This is a genomic window from Streptomyces sp. NPDC091292 (genome assembly GCF_044757265.1).
In the GTDB taxonomy this organism is placed as follows: Bacteria; Actinomycetota; Actinomycetes; order Streptomycetales; family Streptomycetaceae; genus Streptomyces.
Genome location: NZ_JBIVUQ010000001.1, coordinates 184,853 through 203,827, shown reverse-complemented (window position 1 = coordinate 203,827; position 18,975 = coordinate 184,853). Strand labels below are relative to the sequence as shown.

Here is an 18,975-nt window from a genome sequence, read left to right as displayed (position 1 = left end):
CCACGCACGGCGTCCGCCCGATCGGCGGCCGAAATCCGTTCGAACAGCGGACCCGCGACAGGCGCACGCAGCGGACGGACCCGCGTCAGACCACGCGGGAGATCCCGGCGCCGCCCGCACGCTCCATCGGCTCCCGGCCGAACACCGGGGCCAGGACCAGTTGGGCCGCCCCCTCGGCGGTGGCGCGGGGCCCGCCCGGGGCGAGGTGGACCGGGATCGCGGGGGCGGGCAGGACCGAGGCGGGGGCGGGCAGGACCGAGGTGACGCCCCGTACGAAGATGTCCTCGTACGCCGTCACCGTCCGGCCGCCGAGCAGGACGAGGTCGATGTCGAGCAGCCCCACGAGGTTGGCGGCGGCCGTACCGAGGACCCGCGCCGCCTCCTCCGGGTCGCCCCGCCGCACCGCCGCGAGACACAGCGCCTCGACGCACCCGCGCCTGCCGCACCCGCACACCACCCCGTCCAGGTCGATCACCTGGTGCCCGAACTCCCCCGCCCCGGTCCGCGCCCCCCGGTACAGGGCCCCGCCCAGCACGAGCCCCGCGCCGAGTCCGGTACCGAGATGCAGATACGCGAACGACCCGTACGCAGGAACCGCCGGGACCGCCGTGCCGCCCAGGCCGAGGGCGAGTCCGAGTGCCGCCGCGTTGGTGTCCTTGTCGACGGCGACCGGCAGCCCGAGGCGCCGCTCCAGGACGTCCCGTAGCGCGAAACCCTCCCACTCGGGGAAGCCCGTGATCCGGCCGAGTACGCCCCGCCGGTGGTCGAGCGGGCCGGGCAGTGCGACGCCGACGCCGAGGGGTGCGGGGCCCGTGCCCTCCGCCGAGAGTTCCGCCACGGCACCGGCCACCGCGTCGATGACCGGCTCCGCGCCCGCGCCCAGGTCGAACGGTGCGTGCCGCTCCGCGACGACCGTGCCCCGCAGATCGACCAGGACGGCCGTGATCTCGTCGCGGTCCAGATGCACTCCGATGGCGTGCCCCGCCTCCGGTACGAGCCGCAGCAGGGTCGACGGCTTGCCGCCCGTCGACGCCCGGCGCCCCGCGTCCGCGAGCAGCCCCTCGCCGCGCAGCCGTGCGGTGATCTTGCTGACGGCCTGCGGGGTGAGTCCGGTGCGGGCGGCGAGTTCGAGCCGGCTGACGCCTGCGGTGCCGGATCGGCGCAGCAGGTCGAGGACGAGGGCGGTGTTGTGCCCGCGCAGCGCGGGGAGGTTGACGCCGTGGGGCCCGGGGTCGCGGGGGTCACCGGGGCCGCCGCTGTCGATCTCACTGCCGATGTCACTGCCGATGTCACTGCCGATGTCACTGCCGATGTCACTGCCGATGTCGCTGCCGATGTTGCTGTCCACACCCCCCATTGTCGGGCCCGCTTGCACTTTGGCAACAGCGTTGCTTAAGTGGGCGTATGACTGGATCGGTCTCACCCCTGCGCGTCGGCCTCGTCGGATACGGGCTGGCGGGCTCCGTGTTCCACGCCCCGCTGATCGCCGCCACCGAGGGTCTCGTCCTCGACACGATCGTCACTTCGTCGCCGGAGCGCCGGGAGCAGGCGCGGGCGGAGTTCCCGGACGTCCGCTTCGCGGACACGGCGGAAGACCTCTGGACGCGGTCCGCCTCATCCGCACTGGACCTGGTGGTCGTGGCGTCCCCGAACAAGACGCACGTACCGCTGGCCACGGCCGCGCTCAGGGCGGGTCTGCCGGTGGTCGTGGACAAGCCGATCGCGGGGACGGCGGCGGAGGCCCACGAGCTGGCCGACCTCGCCGACGAACGCGGCCTGCTCCTGTCGGTCTTCCAGAACCGCCGCTGGGACAACGACTTCCTGACCCTCCGCAAGCTGATCGACGACGGCGAGCTGGGCGACATCTGGCGCTTCGAATCCCGTTTCGAACGGTGGCGCCCCCAGCTCAAGGGCGGCTGGCGCGAGTCGGGCGACCCGAACGAGTTCGGCGGCCTGCTGTACGACCTGGGCAGCCATGTCGTGGACCAGGCGCTGTTCCTGTTCGGCCGGGTGGTGTCGGTGTACGCGGAGTCGGACGTACGGCGGCCTGGCGCGGCGACCGACGACGACACGTTCCTGGCGCTGACGCACGCGAACGGCGTCCGCTCCCACCTGTACGTCTCCGCGACGACGGCCCAACTGGGCCCGCGTTTCCGGGTGTTGGGCTCATCGGCGGGATACGTGAAGTACGGCCTGGACCCCCAGGAGGCCTCCCTCCGCGACGGCGAACGCCCGACTCCACTGGAGCCGTGGGGCATCGAGCCCGAACACCTCTGGGGCACGGTCGGCTCCGGCGAATCCCCTCTGACCGGCGGCGGACGCCCGGAGCCGACGCTTCCCGGCGCGTACCCGGCGTACTACGCGGCCATCGCCGCCGCCCTCCACGACGGCGCCCCGAACCCGGTGACGGCGCGGGAGGCCGCCGCGACCCTGGACGTCCTGGAAGCGGCCCGCCGCTCGGCCCAAGAAGGGGTGACGGTGACGCTGTGACGATCGAGGAGCTGACAGAGGAACTGGAGTCCCAGGAACGCCGTTTGGTGTGGGAGAGCTTCACGCACGAGGACGCGTGGACCCTGGGTTCCCTGCTGGTGACCATGTCTCGCGACCGGAACGCCCCGGTGGCGATCGACATCCACCGCACCGGCCAACAACTCTTCCACGCGGCACTCCCCGGCTCGACCTCGGACAACGACGCGTGGATCACCCGCAAACGCCGAGTGGTGGAGCGCTACGGCTCGTCGTCGTACCTGGTAGGAACGCGCTTCCGGGCCAAGGGCACAAGTTTCGAGGAGTCGTCCCGCCTGAACCCGGACGAGTACGCGGCGCACGGCGGCGCGTTTCCCCTCACGGTGAGGGGGGCGGGGGTGGTGGGCACGGTCACGGTGTCGGGCCTTCCGCAGGCGGAGGACCACGCGATGGTGGTGGAGGCGCTGGAACAGCTCGTGCGCTAGATACATACGTACGCGCCGGCAGATACATACGTACGAGCCAGCCCTGCAGCCGCTCTGACGGCGGGAATCCCTGATCACCGCCAGGCAGTGATCACGTCTTCCGGTCCCCAGTGCGCTGCCAGGCCGTCTGCCGCTTCGGCGGTCGGCGGCCGTCGGCTCACCGCGACCAGCGGCGCCTCCTCCGCACCGGGAACCAGCCGGGCCGAGGCTGCCAGTTCGGCCAGATCCCGGGCGCCGAACCGGGCCTCGTCCCGCCACTTCACCGAGCCGACGAAGAAGACCCGCCGGGCGATCGGCAGGTCGTCCGCGCCGACGAGGTCGACCTCGGGGTTGTTCTGCCGATTCCACCAGCCTCCGACCTCGGCCGCCTCGGGGAACGCGTCCATGGCCAGACGGCGTGCCAGCGCCTCACGGATGACCGGTTCCACGGCGCGTCCACGCCAGGACGGCCATGACCGCTGGATGCGCGCGACGGACACTTCCCCTCGGCCGCGCTCCGCCTGGGCCACGGCGTTCTCCAGGTGCGCCAGCCAGAACCGGAGGTAGGTGTCGGCGATCCGATAGCGCTTGAGTTTGGGGGCGGGCTGGACGGACAGCGGCAGATCCGCGGCCACGATCCGCTTCACCTCGGTGAGTTCGGTCAGGATCGGAGCGAGGGTGCCATGGGCCAGCGGGCGTCCGTCGGTGCCTCCCGTACTGGCCGCGATACCGGAGAAGGTGCGCTCCCCGGAACCGATCGCCCGCAGCACCCGCCCGGCCTGGAGCCTGGCGGGGAACTCCGCGGCCAGCGAGCGCTCACCCGTGGTCAGCAGAACGGACGAGGGATTCTCCACCTGGCGGGCCAGGTACGCGCTCACCGATTCGCCGGTCCGCCAGTCGGTGACCACCTCGGGGAACCCTCCGGTGACCAGGTAGGCGTCCAGCGCCTCCGCGGCGTCGAGGCCGGTGGATTCCTGCACGTCGGCCGGGTTGAGCGGTCCCACGGTGTACTCGCCGGCCCGCCCGTAGAAGGGGTGGTCGTACGACGTCAGCCGGTCCATCATCGACAGGTCCGAGCCCAGCAGCAGGAGCAGTACGGGCTTGGCCGACAGGTGCAGGTCCCAGGCCGTCTTCAGCGCGGCGTCGAATCCCGGGTCGGACTCGGCGAGCCACGGCACCTCGTCGAGGACGAGGATCACCGGCCGGTCGGCGGGCAGCGCGGCGGCCACGGCGGCCAGCGTCCGCACCCAGTCATCCGGCGGTGGTACGTGGGCCAGTGCGGCACCGTATTCCTTCATCCCCACCCCTCCCGAGACCGCGTCGAACAGCGCCCGCCGGGCGAGCGGTGCGGGCTGACTGCGGGTCGCCTGGAAGAAGGTGTACGGAAGCCTGGAGCGTCCACAGAACTCCTGCACCAGCCGGGTCTTCCCGATCCGGCGCCGCCCCTTCAACACCAGCGCCTGCCCCCTGCTGCCCCCCGACCCGGACGAGACCTTGTCCAGCCAGGACTCCAGGATCCGCAACTCACGCCCCCGCCCGGTGAACGCCAAGACAGCCTCCTGAAGTCGGATGCACACAAAGTATGAACGGATCCGACTTTACTCGCCCGAAAACACCCTGTCGCGCCTACTCCGGGGCAGAGGGCCGGGTGGAGCGGAGCATCGCCGCCAGTACCGGAGACTGCGGGGACGACTCGTAGAGGCACTGCACCTTCCCGTCGCCGCCGGCCGGGTTCACCATCAGCGACACGTAAGGCTGGTGCCCGTGCTCGGCGAGGAGCGCGTCGTGGATACGGAGGGGTGATGCGCCCCCACCAGCGGTCGCCGGAGTCGATGACATTGCTGTACGCGTAGCCAACCGCCTCGCCGTCCACCGTGTAGGCGAGCACGGCCGGGCTCACCGGCATGCCGTTCCAGGCGTTCCGTGAAGGTGGCGACGACGGCGATCAGATCGTCCCGGACGGGGGAAAGCCCGGTGACGTAACGCAGGTCGACAACTGTCCTCACGTGGCAGCCCTCCAGGTGATTCGGGCGTAGTCGGCGGAGGCGGTACCCGGGGCGATCTCGGTGAGCCGGGTGCCGAAGGGCGACGCGAGAGTGGTGGCGCTGGAACAGTTGGTGCCGTAGATCAGCGGGAAGAGCTACGTCTCGCTCGTCCGGATCAGCGCCCCGTGCTCGTTCCGCCCGTACGTACGGCGCCTGTTCTTCTCGATCTTGCGGGCGACTTCGGAGTCCAGGTCCACGCCGTTCATCTCCGCGAGGGCCGTCAGATAGAGGAAGACGTCGGCCAGTTCCTCGCCGAGGTCGGGCAGCCCCTTGCGCCAGGCGGTGAAGGCTTCGCCGACCTCGGCGGTGAGAAGGCCGAACTCCAGGGCAACGTCGCTGGTGTTGAACCCCTTGTGGGTCTTGTTCTCCCAGGCGAGCTTCTGGGCGTCCCCGATCTCCAAGACTCCTCCAGCGACGGTACGGCAGGTGACTTCGGAACGTAGCGGAAGCAGTGTGCACACCCTGCGTTCCGCTCAGCACCTCCACCCACCCCGAACCCGCTGTGGGCAGGCGTTCCGCACGGCGGAACGGGTGGGCACAGCCCCAGGCGCCCGGTGCCCCCGAATGCACCGCAGCAGAAATGCAACCCGTCCCCGCAACCCAGCGGAGCGCCTACGCCGCCTTCAGTTCCGCGATTTCCCTCGCCCGACTGGACAGTTCCCGTACCGGACGGGCGGTCGCGTGCCGTCGGAGTTCCCTGCGCATCGTCGTGAAGTGGTCGTCACCGCGTGCGGTGCTCACATGCGCGTACTCGTCGAGGAAGCGGCCCCAGCTCACGCAGGCCGCGTCGAGATGCCCGTACGCGAGTTGCCGTCCGGCCAGGACCGCGTACGCGTGGACCCTGCCCTGCCGTTCCTGCGCGGGCTGGACCTTGATCGACTGTTGCAGGGCCTTGATGCTGCCCGGCAGGTCACGCTCTTCGTTGAGCACGTGGGAGACATGGAAGAGCCAGGCCGTACGGTCGTAGCCGCCGATGGCGTCCCGTCGGCTGTCCGCCTTCGCCAAGGCGTCCTCGGCCTCCCTCAACCGGGCGTGTGCCAGGTGGCGGTCGCCCACCATGGCGGCGGCATGGGCCTGTTGGCCACGCAGGAACGCCCGCAGGCGCGGCCCGGCCGAGGGCGCCGCCTGCGCCGCCGAGTCGGCGAGTTCCAACGCCTTGCGTCCGTGACCGAGGTTCGACGCCTGGAGGGACATACCGCGCAGAGTGCGGCAGTACGTCAGAGGGTCGTCGGCGTCCCGGGCGAGGGCGAGCGCCTTGACGTAGTAGCTCTGCCCCAGGCCGTGGGCCTTCTCGTACATGGCCATCCACCCGGTCAGGTACGTCAGATCGGAGGCCGCCGCGAGCATGTCCTTGCGGACCCGCTCCGTCGACCGGGCCTTCAGCCAGGGGCCGACCGTGTTGACGAGGAAGGCCGAGGCCATGGGCATGGCATGGCCGGCGCCGAGTTCGTCCAGGATGTCCGCGATCCGGTCCGTCATGGTGCGGACCGACTCGACCTGGGAGGCCCCGACCCGGATCGTCCTCCTGGCGGGGGTCGCCCCGCCGGTGGCGGCGTGGGCCTGCGGCGCGAAGGCGGGGACGGCGAGAGCGGCGGAGAACACGGTCGCGGCGACAACGCCACGGCGGGACGGGTCCATGGTTGCCCTTCCTAGGTCCATCAACTCCTCGACAGTGTCGGCCCCTCCGGAGGCGATGACGGACGCGGCGGGCGTCAGACCCGCCTCTGCGTGCGTGACCGGACGCCCGAGCCGCGCCGACAACGCCTCCACGATCAGGGCTCTGACCTGAGGTTTCGGCTCCGTTCCCGCGATCCAGTGGGCGACGGCCGTGCGGTCATACGTCAGATCGAGTCCGGCCTGTGGACCGAGCCGGTTGACCTGCTGCGCCAACTGTGTCCGCGTCCATCCCGCCTGGTCCAGCAACCCGGCGAGGGCAGGGTTGGGTGTGCGCTTCTTCGTGGCCATGACCTCAACTCCCGACAAAGAGCAGGGCGTTCACGGTGTTCACGGTCCCACCTGTCTCCCACGGTACCCGCGGAGAGTGACCGAGCGGTTACCTCTTCCGTGGACAGCGAACGATCTCGGCCTCTGGGAGACGGAGTGACCAGCACCATGAGAGCGCGGCGCGACAACGACCGTTCGACGGGCGGCGATACGGCCGATCCCGGCTGCACGGTGAGCTTCCCCCGCGCGGGGTTGCCGGGGCAGGACAGGCTCCGGCCGGGCCAGGCTCGCCGCGTGGTACGTGCCCGGCTTCGCCACTGGGGACTCGACGGCCTGGTCGAGACGGCCCAGCTGGTCACGAGCGAGCTGGTCACCAACGCCGTCGAACACGGCCACGGGACCGTGACCCTGCGGATGCGGCACACCGGCGGCGAACTCCACATCGAGGTCACGGACGAGAATCCGGCGCCGGCCCAGCTTCAGCACGCCGACGACGGTGACCTGTGCGGCAGAGGGCTGTTCCTGGTCGCCGCACTGGCCGACGCGTGGGGCGTCAGTGACGACGGCCACACCACCTGGGCCGCCTTCACGTTGGCCGGTGGCGCGTGATGACCGCCGGAACACGGCTCCGTACGACTCCCGGCGCCGGGAGCGACCGCAGCCGCACACCGAACAATCGCACCAACCGAGAAAGCCGACTGACGATGTCTCACCTCTGGACCGCCCACCGCATCCGCACCACCCGCCACCCCCGCCGCAAGAACCACACCCCGCACACCCTCATCGACATCCTCCTGAACGGCGACCCACACCCCGACGACAGGACCGACCCCGCCCCGCCCACGACCACCCCGCGCCCGAATCACCCCGTACTCATCCACGTACTCGGCACCTGCCTCGCCACCACTTCCTAACTCGCCGCCGTCATCGCGGCCCACACCGCCCAGGGCCGGTGACGGAACGGATGGAGATCGATACGGACGTGATCCGCCGCGCGCTCAAGGACCCGGCCTACATGACGGCCCTGGCCACACGCCTGATCAAGACGGGGCAGATGGCCGCGCCCTGCGCGCGGGAGGACTACCACCTCACCGCCCCGCAGAGGACGGCAGTGCTCGCCATCGGCGGCGGACCGGGCGCGGATGACCACATCCTCCAGTGGTCCACGTGTCCGCTACCTCCGCGCCACTCCGGCCCCCACTACGCCATCCTCCGCTACCTCGGCGACGACAGAGCGGTGTGGATCAGGTGGCTCGGCCCGCTGAGCGAGCTGGTCACCCTCGCCGAGTGCAAGCTCTCCACGGCTGACGACCATGCCTGCCCGCTGTTCGCCGGACACGACGGAACCTGCCCAGCCCTATGAACCGGTTGACCGGCATTGTGCCGCGCCAATAAACCGGATCAGCATCCCGCCCGTCGGCGGTGAACGGCTTCCAACGGCTACTACGGCGCATCTATCTGCGCGGGACTCACCTCCGTACCCGAAGGGCGGGACGCATGACCGACGAACGCCCCATCACCTCCCAGGCGCGACGCCTGCGCCCGCTGCGCGAACGGTTCGGGACATCCACGAGCGACCTGACCCGCGTCGCGCTGCACTACTGTCTCCAGCACGCGGACAACGCCGCCGTCCTCGTCGGCTTCACCACCCCCGAGCAGGTCGCCCAGAACCTCAAGACCATCGGTGAACCCCTCAGCCCCGAGGACATCGACTTCGTCCGCGAGACCGCCGGACGTCTCCAACAGCAACTCGACGCCGCCGGAGAAGTATTCGTGGACGAGAAGGACGCACCCCCGTGACCGACGACGCCACCCAGCTCTCCCTTCTCACCCCGGCAGAGCCGGAGCACACCGCGTCGACCACGCACGCCCGAGTCCTCGTCTTCAACACCCAGCACGCCTCACCCGCACGCGCGTACCGACAGGTCGAGTGGATCAGTCGGCAGAAGACCGCGGACCTGGTCGTGCTCACCGAGGTCGGCGCAGGGCCCGGCGGCACGGCACTCGTCGAGGCACTGCATCACTTCGGCTACGCGCATGTCATCGCCCCGGACAGGCACCATGGCGACTTCGGCACCGTGCTGGCCTCCCGTACTGCTCAACTGGAGCCCGTCGAGGCCGGGATCAGCTTCCTGCCGCACCGCGCGCCGGCCGCCGTCGTCACGATCGGCGACCGCGAGTTGGGCGTCATGGGCCTGTACGTGCCCTCACGTGGACCGAAGGAGCGCCGGAACGAGGACAAGCGGGCCTTCCAGGATGCCGTCGCGACGGCACTGCCCGGCCTGAGCAAGGTCTTCCCGGACATGCCCGTCGTCGTAGCCGGGGACCTCAACGTCATCGAGCCCGGCCATCAGCCACCACACAAGGTCTTCGGACAGTGGGAGTACGCCTTCTACGACTCCTTCGCCAAGGCCGGATTCACCGACGCCTTCCGCCATCTCCACCCGACGGCCGCCGAGTACTCATGGTTCGGCCGAAGCGGGCAGGGCTTCCGCTTCGACCACGTCTTCACCACAACCACCCACACGAACCTGATCCAGACGTGCGCGTACGACCAGACCCCGAGGACCGCATCGCTGTCCGACCACGCAGCCGTGACACTCACGTCGTCCCTGAACGGGAAGGATGAGGTGCGGCGTGGGTGAGGCGTGCCGGGTGCCTCGGAGTCAACCCGAAAAATGCAACCCGGCACCGGTCAAGCCGCCCGCCAGGGCTACGCCGGCTTCAATTCCTGCCGCTGGCGCCCCAGCCCCTCGATCTCCAGCTCCACCACATCCCCCGCCCTCAGATACGGCTTCGGCTCCGGCTGGCCCAAGGCGACTCCCGCCGGTGTGCCCGTGTTGATGATGTCGCCGGGGTACAAGGTCATGAACTGGCTTACGTAGCGGACGACTTCGGCGACCGGGAAGATCTGGTCGGCCGTGCTGCCGTTCTGCTTCTGCTCGCCGTTGACCCAGAGCTTCAGGGAGAGCGCCTGTGGGTCGGGGACCTCGTCCGCCGTCACCAGCCACGGGCCCAGCGGGTTGAACGTCTCGCAGTTCTTGCCCTTGTCCCACGTGCCGCCGCGCTCGATCTGGAACTCCCGCTCCGACACGTCGTGCGCCACCGCGTACCCCGCGACATGCGCCAACGCCTCCTCGTGCGAGGCGAGGTAGCGGGCCGTCCGGCCGATCACGACCGCCAGTTCGACCTCCCAGTCCGTCTTCACCGAACCGCGCGGCACCAGCACCGTGTCGTGCGGACCGACCACCGTGTCCGCCGCCTTGAAGAAGATGACCGGCTCGGACGGCGGCTCGGCGCCCGTCTCGGACGCGTGGTCGTGGTAGTTCAGCCCGATGCACACGACCTTGCCGATCCGTGCCACCGGCGGCCCGACGCGCAGCCCGTCGGCGTCCAGGGCCGGCAGCTCACCGGCCGCCGCCGCGGCCCGGATCCGGCCGAGCGCGGCATCGTCCGCGAGCAGGTCGCCGTCGATGTCCGTGACGTGTCCGGACAGGTCCCGCAAGGTCCCGTCGGCGTCGAGGAGCGCCGGTCGCTCCGCCCCCGCCGTACCGACACGCAGCAGCTTCATGGTCAATCTCCCTGGATCCTAGGTCGCGCGGGCGCCGGGCCGATGCGTTGCGGACATCGGACGACTGGTCGATCCTCCGACGCCCTGATCCACTCCGCAAGACCCCGTTCACGGACTGGACCAGCCACCAACCACCAGTCAGCGGACAGCAGACGCCCGGCGCCCTACGACCCCGCCCACCCCTCCGAAACCGCCAACCGCTCCAACCTCCCCACATCCGCCAAAATATCCAGCTCCACGATCCGCCCGTCCACGACCGTGAAGCCCATGACCCCCGTGACCCGGCCCCCGGGCGCCGTCACCAACCCCAGCACCCCGTTCACCAGCGCCGGACGCGAGAACTCCGCGAGACTCCGGTACAGCAGCGCCCGCCCCGCCACGTCCCGGGCACCCCGTACCACGTGCCCCAAACCATCCGCCGCCCCCTGATCGGCGCGGAGCACCACGTCCGGGTCGAGGAGCGCCAGCAGCGCGTCGAAGTCACCGGCGCGCGAGGCCGCGAGGAACGCCTCCACGACCTCCCGCTGCCGCCCCGGATCGGTCTCGGGCTCCGGCGTACCGCTCCCGTCGCCCCGCAGCCGCCGCCGGGCCCGGCTCGCGAGCTGCCGGGTCGCGGCCGGCGAACGCCCCACGATCGACGCGATCTCGTCGAACGGCACCGCGAACATGTCGTGCAGCACGAACGCCAGCCGCTCCGCCGGATCCAGCGTCTCCAGGACGACGAGCAGCGCGAGCCCGACCGAGTCCGCGAGCAGCGCCTGCTGTTCGGGGTCGGCGGCCACACCGTCCCGGCCGACGACCGGGTCGGGTACGCGGACGTCGAGCGGGTCCTCACGGCGGGACGCACGGGAGCGCAGCATGTCGAGCGAGACCCGGCCGACGACCGTCGTCAGCCAGCCGCCGAGGTTGTCGATGGTGTCCGCGTCGGAACGGCTGAGCCTGAGCCAGGCCTCCTGAACCGCGTCGTCCGCCTCGCTCAGCGAGCCGAGCATCCGGTAGGCGACGGCCCTCAGCCGAGGCCGGTTCTCCTCGAACCGCCACGCCAGCGCGTCCCGCCGCTCGTCCAGCCCGTCCCGCTCGTCGGTCATTCCGTACGCCTCCTCGCCAGGCCCTTCACACCATTCCACCTGACTGACGTACGGGACGCCTGTGATGTGACCACGCCGCCGTCGGCGTCCCGGTACACGTCCCGGTACAGCGCGTACCGCTCCACCGCACTCCACGCCGTACTGGTCACCACGTACAGCGCGGCGGCGAGCGGCACCACGGCGACCGTGAACAGGGTCATGAACGACATCAGCGGCATGAAACGGGTCATCGCGGCCATGCCCGGCACCTGCTGCCCGTCCCCGGCGACCGCGACCGGCTGCGGCGCCGCCGCCATCTGCCGCTTGGTGAACCGGTAGCTGAAGGTGGCGACGGCCGTGACCAGCGCGAACAGCGCGAGGTAGACGAGGCCGGCCGGGCCGAAGATCCCGCCGTCGGACAGCGCGCCGCTCCAGCGGGCGCCGAGCGCGGCGGAGCCGAGCGTGTGCCCGAGGAGTTCATTGGGCTCGCCGTCGATCCGGGAGGTCGAGAACACGTGGTAGAGCAGGAAGAACGCGGGCAACTGGAACAGGCTCGGCAGACAGCCCGACAGCGGCGACACCTTCTCCTCGCGGTGCAGCTCCATCACCGCCTTCTGGAACTTCTCGGGGTTCTTGCCGTGCTTCTTGCGCAGCTCGGCGATCCGCGGCGCCAGCTTGGTCCGCGCCTTCTGCCCGCGCGCCGACGCCCGCGACAGGGGGTGCACGAGGAGGCGTACGAACGCGGTGAACAGGACGATCGCGGCTGCGGCGGCCGAGGCGTGGAATACGGGTTCCAGGAGGTCGGCCAGGTTGCCGACCAGGCTGGAAAAGGCAGCGAAAATGGGCGAAAGGGACATGGGTGAGGTGAGCCCTCCGGGGGTCTCGTCGTACCGGGTCCCGGGGTACCGGGAAGGGGATCGGTAGGACGAGCCGCGCGGGCGGCGGGAGTAATACCGGTCGAACCGGTCGAGCGCCTACGCGGCCGTCGCAAGGAGACGGCCGGGCGCCCGGGGCCTCGGGCGCCCCGAGGCGTCGGGATCGCGCTGCGGCAGGAAGGCGGTGCGGTGCTCGCGGTCGCGGATGGCCGTACGGACCCGGGTACGCGGCACGGCGGGCGCGCAGCGCGAGGTCAGCAGGGCGCAGACGGCGAGCGCGGAGCCCGCCGCCGCGGTGGCCGCGAACGCGACGACGGCGGAGAGGCTGCCGGTCTCCGCGAGGAGGACGTCGGCGAGGACGACCTCGGTGAGGAGGAAGAGCAGGAGGAGAGCGGGGCGGAGCGGGGACGAGGGCCGGGAGGTCGCCGTACGTCGCATGGTCGCCTTCCCCTCTCTCTCGTACGCCCGGTCCGAATCGGCGTGCGCCGACTCTCCCCCCGTTTATACAGGAGCCGCGCCCCGGGCAGGAGCCCCGTCCTGTTCGGCGGAGGCTCCCTCCCGCTGCCGGGGCAGCCCGCTGTCCGTGCGGGCCAGGACCTCGCCGTCCGGCCGCTCGTCCCGGTCGCCGGGCCCCGCGTACGCGACGGTGAGCGCGACCGCGAGATTGGCGACGAGGGCGACGAGGCCCGCGTTGATCCCGAACACCGGATCGTTGCCGGTGAAGACGAGGCAGCAGACGAGGACGGCTCCGACGGCGAGCCCGCTGACGGCGGCCACCCAGGTCAGCCGCCGCCACACCAGGCCGAGCAGCAGCATCGGGACGAGCTGCGCCAGACCCTCGTACGAGATGAGGGAGAGCCGTACGAGGGTGTTGGGCGCCCCGTACGTCAGGCCGAGGGCGATCAGGCCCGCGGCGACCACGACCGTCTGCGCGGCGGCCTTCTCGCGGCGCGGGGCCCGCAGCCGTGGCACGAGCGACAGCACGCTGCGCCCCCACATCGTGCCGATGACCAGCATGAACACGGCCATCGGCACGATCGAGGAGAGCGCCGCCGCGACCCCGATGACGCCCACGGCCCATGCGGGCAGCGAGTCGACCACCAGCCGGAACAGGGCGAGGTTCGAACCGGCGCCGGTCAGCCCCGGTACGACGAAGAGGGCGGCGAGGCCGAGGATCATCGGGACGAAGAGGAGGACGTTGTACGCGGGCAGCCAGACGGCGTTGCGGCGCAGGACGTCGGCGTCGCGGGCGCCGAGGTAGCCGGCGACGGTGGTCGGGAAGATGACGACGGTGAGGGCGTTGAGGAGAGACGTACTGAGATACCAGGTCTGCCCAAGCCCGCTGCCACCGCCACCGCCGCTCCCGCCATGTCCTGGCAGCGTCAGCCACTCCCCCTTCTCCGCGACGAGCCGGTCGAGGAAGGGGCCGTAGCCGCCGAAGTAGTGGAGCGGTACGTAGACGGCGAGGAAGACGAGCGTCCCGATCACGAGGACGTCCTTCAGGACCGACACCCACGCGCTGCCGCGCAACCCGCTGACCACGACGAACCCGGTCGTGACGGCGAAGGCGGCGAAGTACGCCCAGTCGAGGCTGATCGCGCCGTAGGAGATGGTGGTGACCACGACGCCCATGCCGGTGATCTGGAGCTGGATGTACGGCAGCAGGCAGGCCGTCACCAGCACGGCGACCACCGCGCCGAGCCAGGGGCTGCGGTAGCGGTGCGCGATCATGTCGCTGATCCCGACCAGGCCGTGCCGGCGCGCGTACGACCACAGCATCGGCCCGACCAGATACCCGACGGCGTAACCGCACGACATGTACGCGACGACGTACAGGACCGGGGCGCCGTAGTTGTAGCCCCAGCCCGCGGCGCCGAGATAGCTGAAACTCGTATAACTCTCGCCCGCCATCAGCACCCAGATGAACACGGCGCCGAGGCTGCGCCCGCCCACCGACCACTCGGCGAGCCCGCCCTGCCCGCCGCCGCGGCCCCGGACGGCGAGGAGGCCGAGGACGACGGTGAGGACCATGAAGGCGGCGAAGACGGAGGTGGCGACGGCGGCGTTCACGACTCGCCCCCATGATCGCCGCGCCAGGCCAGCCAGACGGCGAACGGCGTCACGACCGTGGCCAGAAGCAGCCAGAAGAAGAGGAACGGGAGCCCGAGGACGGTCGGCTCGACGCGGTTGACGAAGGGGAGGGCGACGAGGAAGAGGAGGAAGGGGACGAGGAGGTACAGAAGGTGGGGGCGTGTCACGGCAGGCGAGCCTATCGATCAACGGAGCTGAGCTTTCCCCAGACGATCAGCCGGTACCGCGATGTGTACTCGGGGGTGCAGGTGGTGAGCGTGAGGTAGTACCCGGGCTCGCTGTACCCGTATCCGGTACGGACCTGGCTGCGCGGCACCGGCCGGATGACGCCACCGTCCCCGGCGGAGGTCTCGGGCAGCGTCTTGTCGACGACGTAGGTGTACGTGGCGGTCTTCGTCCGTACGCCGATCTCGTCGCCCTTGCTGAGCCGGTCGATGTAACGGAACGGCTCCCCATGGGTGTTGCGGTGCCCGGCCAGCGCGAAGTTCCCGGCCTGGCCCGGCTGTGCGGTGCCCGGGTAGTGCCCGACGTACCCCTTGTTGAGCACACCGGCTTTGCCGACACCTTGGGCGACGGGGACGCGGAGGCCGAGGCGGGGGATGGTGAGGACGGCGTAGGCGTGGTCCCAGGTGGGTGGGGGTGTTGGGGTGCGGGAGTCGGGCGGGGGGTCGTCGGTACGGGTGTCGGGGGAGCCGGGGCTGACGGCGGGGGTGTCCGGCGGGTGGGGTGCAGCCGACCCGGCCGGCGCGTCGGGGTCACCCCACTCGCGCTCCAAGGCGCGGACGGTGCGCTGGGCGTCGGCGCGGGCCTGGCGGTTGGTCCACCAGAGCTGGTGGGCGACGAGGAGGAGCAGGACGACACCGAGCGTGACGGCGAGTTCGGCGCCGCTCCACAGGGCGCGACGGGCGACGGCACGGCGACGGCGTTGCCGGTGCCCGACGACGGAGGAACGCACGCGCCACACGGAGGGTTCCCTTCGCCGGGGATGTCCGGCGGAACGATAGAGGGTGGGCGCGCAACCCACCAGGCACGAGCCGGTACGGCCCCACCCCGCGCACACGTACGGCAGTACGGTGTCACCCATGCGCCGCGACACGCCTGCCGAGAACGCCGAGAACGCCGACCCCGTCGACCACATCGCCGAAGCCGAGCGCCTGGAGCGCACGGCCGGGCGGTACCCCGAAGACGCCGAACAACTGCTGGTGCAAGCCGCCGCACATCTCGAACTGGCAGGCGCCCGCACCCGCGCCACCGCCCTCTACGACCTCCTGCTCGCCCCGTCCCCGCCGGCCCCCCTGGAGAACCCGGCGCTGGTACGGGCGCTGAAGGCGGCGAACCTGTGGGAGTACGGGCACGAGGCCGAGGCCAGGGCGATCATCGACGGCGTGCGGGCTGCCGCGCCGAAGGATCCGGCGCCCTGGGTGATCGTGGCGGAGGCGCTGGAGGCGCACGACGAACTGGAGGCGGCGCACGAGACGTTCACGCGCGCCGCGACGCTGCTGCTGACGGCGGAGGAGGCCCCGCCGTACGCGACGCACCCGGTCCTCTTCGGCCGCCATCGCGTACGCCGCATGCTGGGCGAGGCCCACGACACATGGGACGCCCTGGCGGACGACCTCCACACCGGCCCGGTCCCCCTGGACGAACTGCACGACCCGAAACGGGTGTGGTCACTCGGCTCGGACAACCCGGCGGAACTCCAGGCGGAGATCTCGCGGCTGCGGGCGGAACTGGGCGCGTACCGGGAGGCGTTGTCGCGCCCGTACCCGGTGGCGGTCCTGCACTGGCCGGCCGCGGAACTGGCGGAGCTGGTGGACGCGTATCCGCCGCTGGCCCAGGAATACCCCTCCCACGAGGAGCACTTGGCGACGATAGAGGCGTCGCTGCGGGAGCTGGCGGCGTCGGGCACGGCGAATCTGGGCATCGTCACGGGCACGGTCCCGTCATACGAGGCCTTCGCGGCGTCGGAGTCGACGCCCCCTTCAGACCCGTCCCTCCTCCCCCAGTACGCCACCACCCTGGCAGCCCGGGGCCGAGCCGTCCCGTGGCCGCCGGGGCGGGGGGAGGTTTGCTGGTGCGGGTCTGGGCGGGGGTATGGGGGGTGTCACGGGGGTCCGCTCGGTCGGGAGTGATCCGCCCGCGTCAGTCCCGCGCGGCGCGCACGACCTCGGCGACCCGGGCGGCGACCGTCTCCGGAGTCTCGTGCTCCCAGAAGCGAAGGACCGTCCACCCCCGAGCTTCCAGATGGGCCGTCGTCTCGGCGTCCCTGGCGATGTTCTTGTCGAGTTTGGTCCGCCACCAGTCCGCGTTGGCCTTGGGGCTGGTGGCGTGGCGGGGACAGCCGTGCCAGAAGCAGCCGTCGATGAAGACGGCGACACGGGGGCCCGGGAACGCGATGTCGATGGTGCGCCGCGGCATGCCCACCACCTTGCGCTCCACCCGGTAGCGCAGGCCACCGGCGTACAGCAGCCGCCGTACGGCCAGCTCGGGCTTCGTGTCCCGCCGCACCTGGCGGCTCATGCGGCCGGAAACATCCGGAGACGACGGGACGACGGGCGGACGTGTCATGGACCAAGCATGGTCCACGACCGCTCAGGAGAAGAAACCGGGAGTCCTTCCGTCCGGTGTGCCGATCAGCATCGCCCGGTCCAGGAACGTGTTGTTCATCTCACAGCTGGTCTCCGGAAGCAGGACACAGGCGTGGCAGGCGGCCAGGTTGAGGCTGTTGACACCGCTGGCGTCGGCCTCCATGCACAGCGGGTCCGCGGAACACCACGAGACCCTTTTGAGCGCCGAACCCAGTGACGCGGCCAGGCGCTCGGGCTCACCCTGGGCGATGATGCCTCCCAGACTCCCGGCCGAGTCGCTGGTGGCCGTGTACAGCAGAACGCCCGCCATGTCGTCGTTCACGTAGAGGCGCTCGCGGATCGCCGAAGCCGGGTACCCGCAGTCCAGACTCCACTCGTTGATCAAGGCGTGGGCCAGCGTGTGCAGCAGGACGAAGCGAGTGGTGACCGGTGAGCGCACGTCTTCCCGTGGATCGCGCGTCCGGGTGCGCAGCTGACGCTCGTCGTTGCGTCTGATCCGCTCCGTACGCTCGGCCGGTGACCCGTGTCCCGCCGACGACTCCCAGTCGGCCAGCTTTTCGCGGTCCAGGGTGAGGAAGACGCCTTCTCCGATGACCTCGATCGCCGGCAGCCAGTCGATCTCGTCGCTCAGCGCGAGGCCGACCTCCCGGCCTCGGTCCGCCTCGGTCCGCATCAGCGGTTCGATACGGGTGAAGCTCCGGAGGGCCCGTACCTCACGCAGCCGTTTGACGAGCATCGTCCTGTCGATCCCCGGGACGACCACCTTCCCGCCGGTCCCGGCGGGGGGGACGCACACGAAGTGCCGGTTCTCGGGCAGTTCCTTCGTCTCGGCGCACAGTTGGTGGTACTCCTCCTGCCTGATCCTGTTGCCCGCCTCCAGCTCGGTGATCTCGTCGGTCTCCTCCCCCGCGGACTCCGTCGTCGCGTCCTCCAAGGTCCGGACGGCCTTGACCACGTCGTCGACGGTGTACCTGCCCGAGTCGAGCCAGCCCTGCTTGCCGGCGACCCAACCGATCAATGCCGGGTCCACCCCCAGCAGAAGCTTCCGATGTCCCATGACGAGCTGCATCAACTCGTCGTGCCACGGCGGAATGGACAGCGCGGACCGCACCTCGGGGAACCACGCGGCGGACGAACCACGCTGGAGGACGCGCAGCGGACTGTCGCAGTCGGCCTCGCGTGCGTCCGCGCCGTGCCAGGGACGCCCGCCTCGGCAACCGATGGCCAGCGCCGCCATGGCGTCCCGACCGAACGCGCCCTCCAGCGAGCCTTGTTCGCCGCAGTCGCACTTGATCACGATGCCCCGAAGCGTGGCGGTACGACCCTCGCTCTTGAGTTTCAGCTCGGCCTTCCTCGGGTCGCAGACCCGGTGCACCCGGCTCTCCCCACTCCGGCGCGCGTGCAACCAACGCCAGTAGGGGAATTCGTCGAGGTGTCCGTCGGCACACGCGACGACGAAACGGGACGGCGTCAGCGGGGCCCCGCATTCGCCGCAGACGTTCTCGTTCCGTCGCGTTCCGAAGTCCCTGAAGGGCCTCAGGTCCGTGCACCTGGGGCACGAGTACGTCTGAGGGAAGCGACGTACCTTGACGCCGTTCCCGGTGGGCGCCGGAGCGGCGGGCGGCAGCCGGAACCCGGCGACGCCCAGCCGCTGTTCGAGGCGGGGCTCCCGCAGATCGGGTTCTCCGTACACCCCCCAGGTGTCCAGGCCGCTGACGATGTACGACTGGTCGCCGATGGCGATCATGGACCCGACGCCGTACGTGGTGATCTGTTGGGCCCGGCGTACCGCGCCCAACGGCTTGCGTCTGGTCTCGCGCCCCGACACGTTGCCGTTGCTCTTCGCCGATGATCGACGCGCCAT

21 protein-coding genes and 1 pseudogene are annotated in these 18,975 nt (G+C 70.8%); 8 read left to right on the top strand and 14 right to left on the bottom strand.

Annotation, left to right across the window (positions count from 1 at the left end; translation table 11 throughout):
• Window positions 1-85 precede the first annotated feature (85 nt).
• Window positions 86-1,357, bottom strand: coding sequence for an ROK family protein (locus tag ACIQNU_RS00855; RefSeq protein ID WP_401359315.1), 1,272 nt, complete (start codon window positions 1,355-1,357; stop codon window positions 86-88).
• A gap of 47 nt (window positions 1,358-1,404) precedes the next feature.
• Here ACIQNU_RS00855 and ACIQNU_RS00850 point away from each other — a divergent pair, with 47 nt between their 5' ends.
• Both ACIQNU_RS00850 and ACIQNU_RS00845 read left to right on the top strand, forming a co-directional pair.
• Entirely contained in the window at window positions 1,405-2,490 is a 1,086-nt protein-coding gene (locus tag ACIQNU_RS00850; RefSeq protein ID WP_401359313.1) for a Gfo/Idh/MocA family oxidoreductase, read from the top strand.
• On the top strand, window positions 2,487-2,951 hold the full coding sequence (locus ACIQNU_RS00845) for a heme-degrading domain-containing protein (protein WP_401359311.1): 465 nt from the start codon (window positions 2,487-2,489) through the stop codon (window positions 2,949-2,951). Before ACIQNU_RS00850 ends, ACIQNU_RS00845 begins: the two co-directional genes overlap by 4 nt.
• Before the next feature lie 74 nt (window positions 2,952-3,025).
• Here ACIQNU_RS00845 and ACIQNU_RS00840 read toward each other — a convergent pair whose 3' ends face one another.
• From ACIQNU_RS00840 to ACIQNU_RS00825, 4 genes and pseudogenes are all read right to left on the bottom strand, one after another.
• Window positions 3,026-4,480, bottom strand: coding sequence for an ATP-binding protein (locus ACIQNU_RS00840; RefSeq protein WP_401359308.1), 1,455 nt, complete (start codon window positions 4,478-4,480; stop codon window positions 3,026-3,028).
• 76 nt (window positions 4,481-4,556) lie between these two features.
• A pseudogene (locus ACIQNU_RS00835) lies at window positions 4,557-4,918 on the bottom strand (hypothetical protein).
• A gap of 152 nt (window positions 4,919-5,070) precedes the next feature.
• On the bottom strand, window positions 5,071-5,376 hold the full coding sequence (locus ACIQNU_RS00830; protein WP_401359306.1) for a MazG-like family protein: 306 nt from the start codon (window positions 5,374-5,376) through the stop codon (window positions 5,071-5,073).
• A 211-nt stretch (window positions 5,377-5,587) separates the two neighbouring features.
• Window positions 5,588-6,940 (bottom strand): hypothetical protein, encoded by a 1,353-nt coding sequence (locus tag ACIQNU_RS00825; RefSeq protein WP_401359304.1) that lies wholly within the window; start codon window positions 6,938-6,940, stop codon window positions 5,588-5,590.
• Between the two features lie 135 nt (window positions 6,941-7,075).
• Between ACIQNU_RS00825 and ACIQNU_RS00820 the strand changes: the two genes are divergently transcribed.
• The 5 genes from ACIQNU_RS00820 to ACIQNU_RS00800 all read left to right on the top strand — a co-directional run bounded on the left by ACIQNU_RS00820 (window position 7,076) and on the right by ACIQNU_RS00800 (window position 9,564).
• The gene (locus ACIQNU_RS00820) at window positions 7,076-7,528 is read left to right on the top strand and encodes an ATP-binding protein (protein ID WP_401359301.1); all 453 of its coding nucleotides are present in this window, start codon (window positions 7,076-7,078) and stop codon (window positions 7,526-7,528) included.
• A 95-nt stretch (window positions 7,529-7,623) separates the two neighbouring features.
• The gene (locus ACIQNU_RS00815) at window positions 7,624-7,833 is read left to right on the top strand and encodes a hypothetical protein (protein WP_401359298.1); all 210 of its coding nucleotides are present in this window, start codon (window positions 7,624-7,626) and stop codon (window positions 7,831-7,833) included.
• 50 nt (window positions 7,834-7,883) lie between these two features.
• Complete coding sequence (locus ACIQNU_RS00810; RefSeq protein ID WP_401359295.1) at window positions 7,884-8,282, top strand: hypothetical protein; 399 nt, start codon at window positions 7,884-7,886, stop codon at window positions 8,280-8,282.
• Window positions 8,283-8,416: 134 nt separating this feature from the next.
• Window positions 8,417-8,719, top strand: a complete 303-nt coding sequence (locus ACIQNU_RS00805; protein ID WP_401359292.1) for an aldo/keto reductase — start codon at window positions 8,417-8,419, stop codon at window positions 8,717-8,719.
• Entirely contained in the window at window positions 8,716-9,564 is an 849-nt protein-coding gene (locus ACIQNU_RS00800) for an endonuclease/exonuclease/phosphatase family protein (RefSeq protein ID WP_401359290.1), read from the top strand. Before ACIQNU_RS00805 ends, ACIQNU_RS00800 begins: the two co-directional genes overlap by 4 nt.
• Before the next feature lie 68 nt (window positions 9,565-9,632).
• Here the strand turns inward: ACIQNU_RS00800 and ACIQNU_RS00795 are convergent, their stop codons facing one another.
• The 7 genes from ACIQNU_RS00795 to ACIQNU_RS00765 form a co-directional block, all read right to left on the bottom strand.
• On the bottom strand, window positions 9,633-10,490 hold the full coding sequence (locus tag ACIQNU_RS00795) for a fumarylacetoacetate hydrolase family protein (RefSeq protein WP_401359287.1): 858 nt from the start codon (window positions 10,488-10,490) through the stop codon (window positions 9,633-9,635).
• A 164-nt stretch (window positions 10,491-10,654) separates the two neighbouring features.
• Complete coding sequence (locus tag ACIQNU_RS00790; protein ID WP_401359284.1) at window positions 10,655-11,578, bottom strand: sigma-70 family RNA polymerase sigma factor; 924 nt, start codon at window positions 11,576-11,578, stop codon at window positions 10,655-10,657.
• Window positions 11,575-12,414, bottom strand: a complete 840-nt coding sequence (locus tag ACIQNU_RS00785) for a YidC/Oxa1 family membrane protein insertase (protein WP_401359281.1) — start codon at window positions 12,412-12,414, stop codon at window positions 11,575-11,577. Before ACIQNU_RS00785 ends, ACIQNU_RS00790 begins: the two co-directional genes overlap by 4 nt.
• Window positions 12,415-12,531: 117 nt before the next feature.
• Window positions 12,532-12,870, bottom strand: coding sequence for a DUF6412 domain-containing protein (locus tag ACIQNU_RS00780; protein WP_401359278.1), 339 nt, complete (start codon window positions 12,868-12,870; stop codon window positions 12,532-12,534).
• A 63-nt stretch (window positions 12,871-12,933) separates the two neighbouring features.
• The gene (locus tag ACIQNU_RS00775) at window positions 12,934-14,502 is read right to left on the bottom strand and encodes a sodium:solute symporter (protein ID WP_401359276.1); all 1,569 of its coding nucleotides are present in this window, start codon (window positions 14,500-14,502) and stop codon (window positions 12,934-12,936) included.
• Window positions 14,499-14,705, bottom strand: coding sequence for a DUF3311 domain-containing protein (locus ACIQNU_RS00770; RefSeq protein ID WP_401362335.1), 207 nt, complete (start codon window positions 14,703-14,705; stop codon window positions 14,499-14,501). The genes ACIQNU_RS00775 and ACIQNU_RS00770 overlap by 4 nt, the downstream gene beginning before the upstream one ends.
• Entirely contained in the window at window positions 14,702-15,478 is a 777-nt protein-coding gene (locus tag ACIQNU_RS00765) for a class E sortase (RefSeq protein ID WP_401359273.1), read from the bottom strand. The genes ACIQNU_RS00770 and ACIQNU_RS00765 overlap by 4 nt, the downstream gene beginning before the upstream one ends.
• A 127-nt stretch (window positions 15,479-15,605) precedes the next feature.
• On the opposite strand from ACIQNU_RS00765, the gene ACIQNU_RS00760 reads away from it, so the two are divergent.
• Window positions 15,606-16,655, top strand: a complete 1,050-nt coding sequence (locus ACIQNU_RS00760) for a hypothetical protein (RefSeq protein ID WP_401359270.1) — start codon at window positions 15,606-15,608, stop codon at window positions 16,653-16,655.
• Window positions 16,656-16,665: 10 nt separating this feature from the next.
• Here the strand turns inward: ACIQNU_RS00760 and ACIQNU_RS00755 are convergent, their stop codons facing one another.
• Both ACIQNU_RS00755 and drmB read right to left on the bottom strand, forming a co-directional pair.
• Window positions 16,666-17,091: a very short patch repair endonuclease gene (locus ACIQNU_RS00755; RefSeq protein ID WP_401359268.1), complete on the bottom strand. Its 426-nt coding sequence runs from the start codon at window positions 17,089-17,091 to the stop codon at window positions 16,666-16,668.
• Window positions 17,092-17,115: 24 nt separating this feature from the next.
• The gene (gene drmB / locus ACIQNU_RS00750; RefSeq protein ID WP_401359265.1) at window positions 17,116-18,975 is read right to left on the bottom strand and encodes a DrmB family protein; all 1,860 of its coding nucleotides are present in this window, start codon (window positions 18,973-18,975) and stop codon (window positions 17,116-17,118) included.

Bases quoted from the DNA above. Each gene is read 5' to 3' on its own strand.
- ACIQNU_RS00855 (WP_401359315.1), bottom strand. From the start codon at position 1,357: ATGGGGGGTGTGGACAGCAACATCGGCAGCGACATCGGCAGTGACATC.
- ACIQNU_RS00850 (WP_401359313.1), top strand. From the start codon at position 1,405: ATGACTGGATCGGTCTCACCCCTGCGCGTCGGCCTCGTCGGATACGGG.
- ACIQNU_RS00825 (WP_401359304.1), bottom strand. From the start codon at position 6,940: ATGGCCACGAAGAAGCGCACACCCAACCCTGCCCTCGCCGGGTTGCTG.
- ACIQNU_RS00815 (WP_401359298.1), top strand. From the start codon at position 7,624: ATGTCTCACCTCTGGACCGCCCACCGCATCCGCACCACCCGCCACCCC.
- ACIQNU_RS00810 (WP_401359295.1), top strand. From the start codon at position 7,884: ATGGAGATCGATACGGACGTGATCCGCCGCGCGCTCAAGGACCCGGCC.
- ACIQNU_RS00805 (WP_401359292.1), top strand. From the start codon at position 8,417: ATGACCGACGAACGCCCCATCACCTCCCAGGCGCGACGCCTGCGCCCG.
- ACIQNU_RS00795 (WP_401359287.1), bottom strand. From the start codon at position 10,490: ATGAAGCTGCTGCGTGTCGGTACGGCGGGGGCGGAGCGACCGGCGCTC.
- ACIQNU_RS00790 (WP_401359284.1), bottom strand. From the start codon at position 11,578: ATGACCGACGAGCGGGACGGGCTGGACGAGCGGCGGGACGCGCTGGCG.
- ACIQNU_RS00785 (WP_401359281.1), bottom strand. From the start codon at position 12,414: ATGTCCCTTTCGCCCATTTTCGCTGCCTTTTCCAGCCTGGTCGGCAAC.
- ACIQNU_RS00780 (WP_401359278.1), bottom strand. From the start codon at position 12,870: ATGCGACGTACGGCGACCTCCCGGCCCTCGTCCCCGCTCCGCCCCGCT.
- ACIQNU_RS00760 (WP_401359270.1), top strand. From the start codon at position 15,606: ATGCGCCGCGACACGCCTGCCGAGAACGCCGAGAACGCCGACCCCGTC.
- ACIQNU_RS00755 (WP_401359268.1), bottom strand. From the start codon at position 17,091: ATGACACGTCCGCCCGTCGTCCCGTCGTCTCCGGATGTTTCCGGCCGC.
- drmB (WP_401359265.1), bottom strand. From the start codon at position 18,975: ATGGCGCGTCGATCATCGGCGAAGAGCAACGGCAACGTGTCGGGGCGC.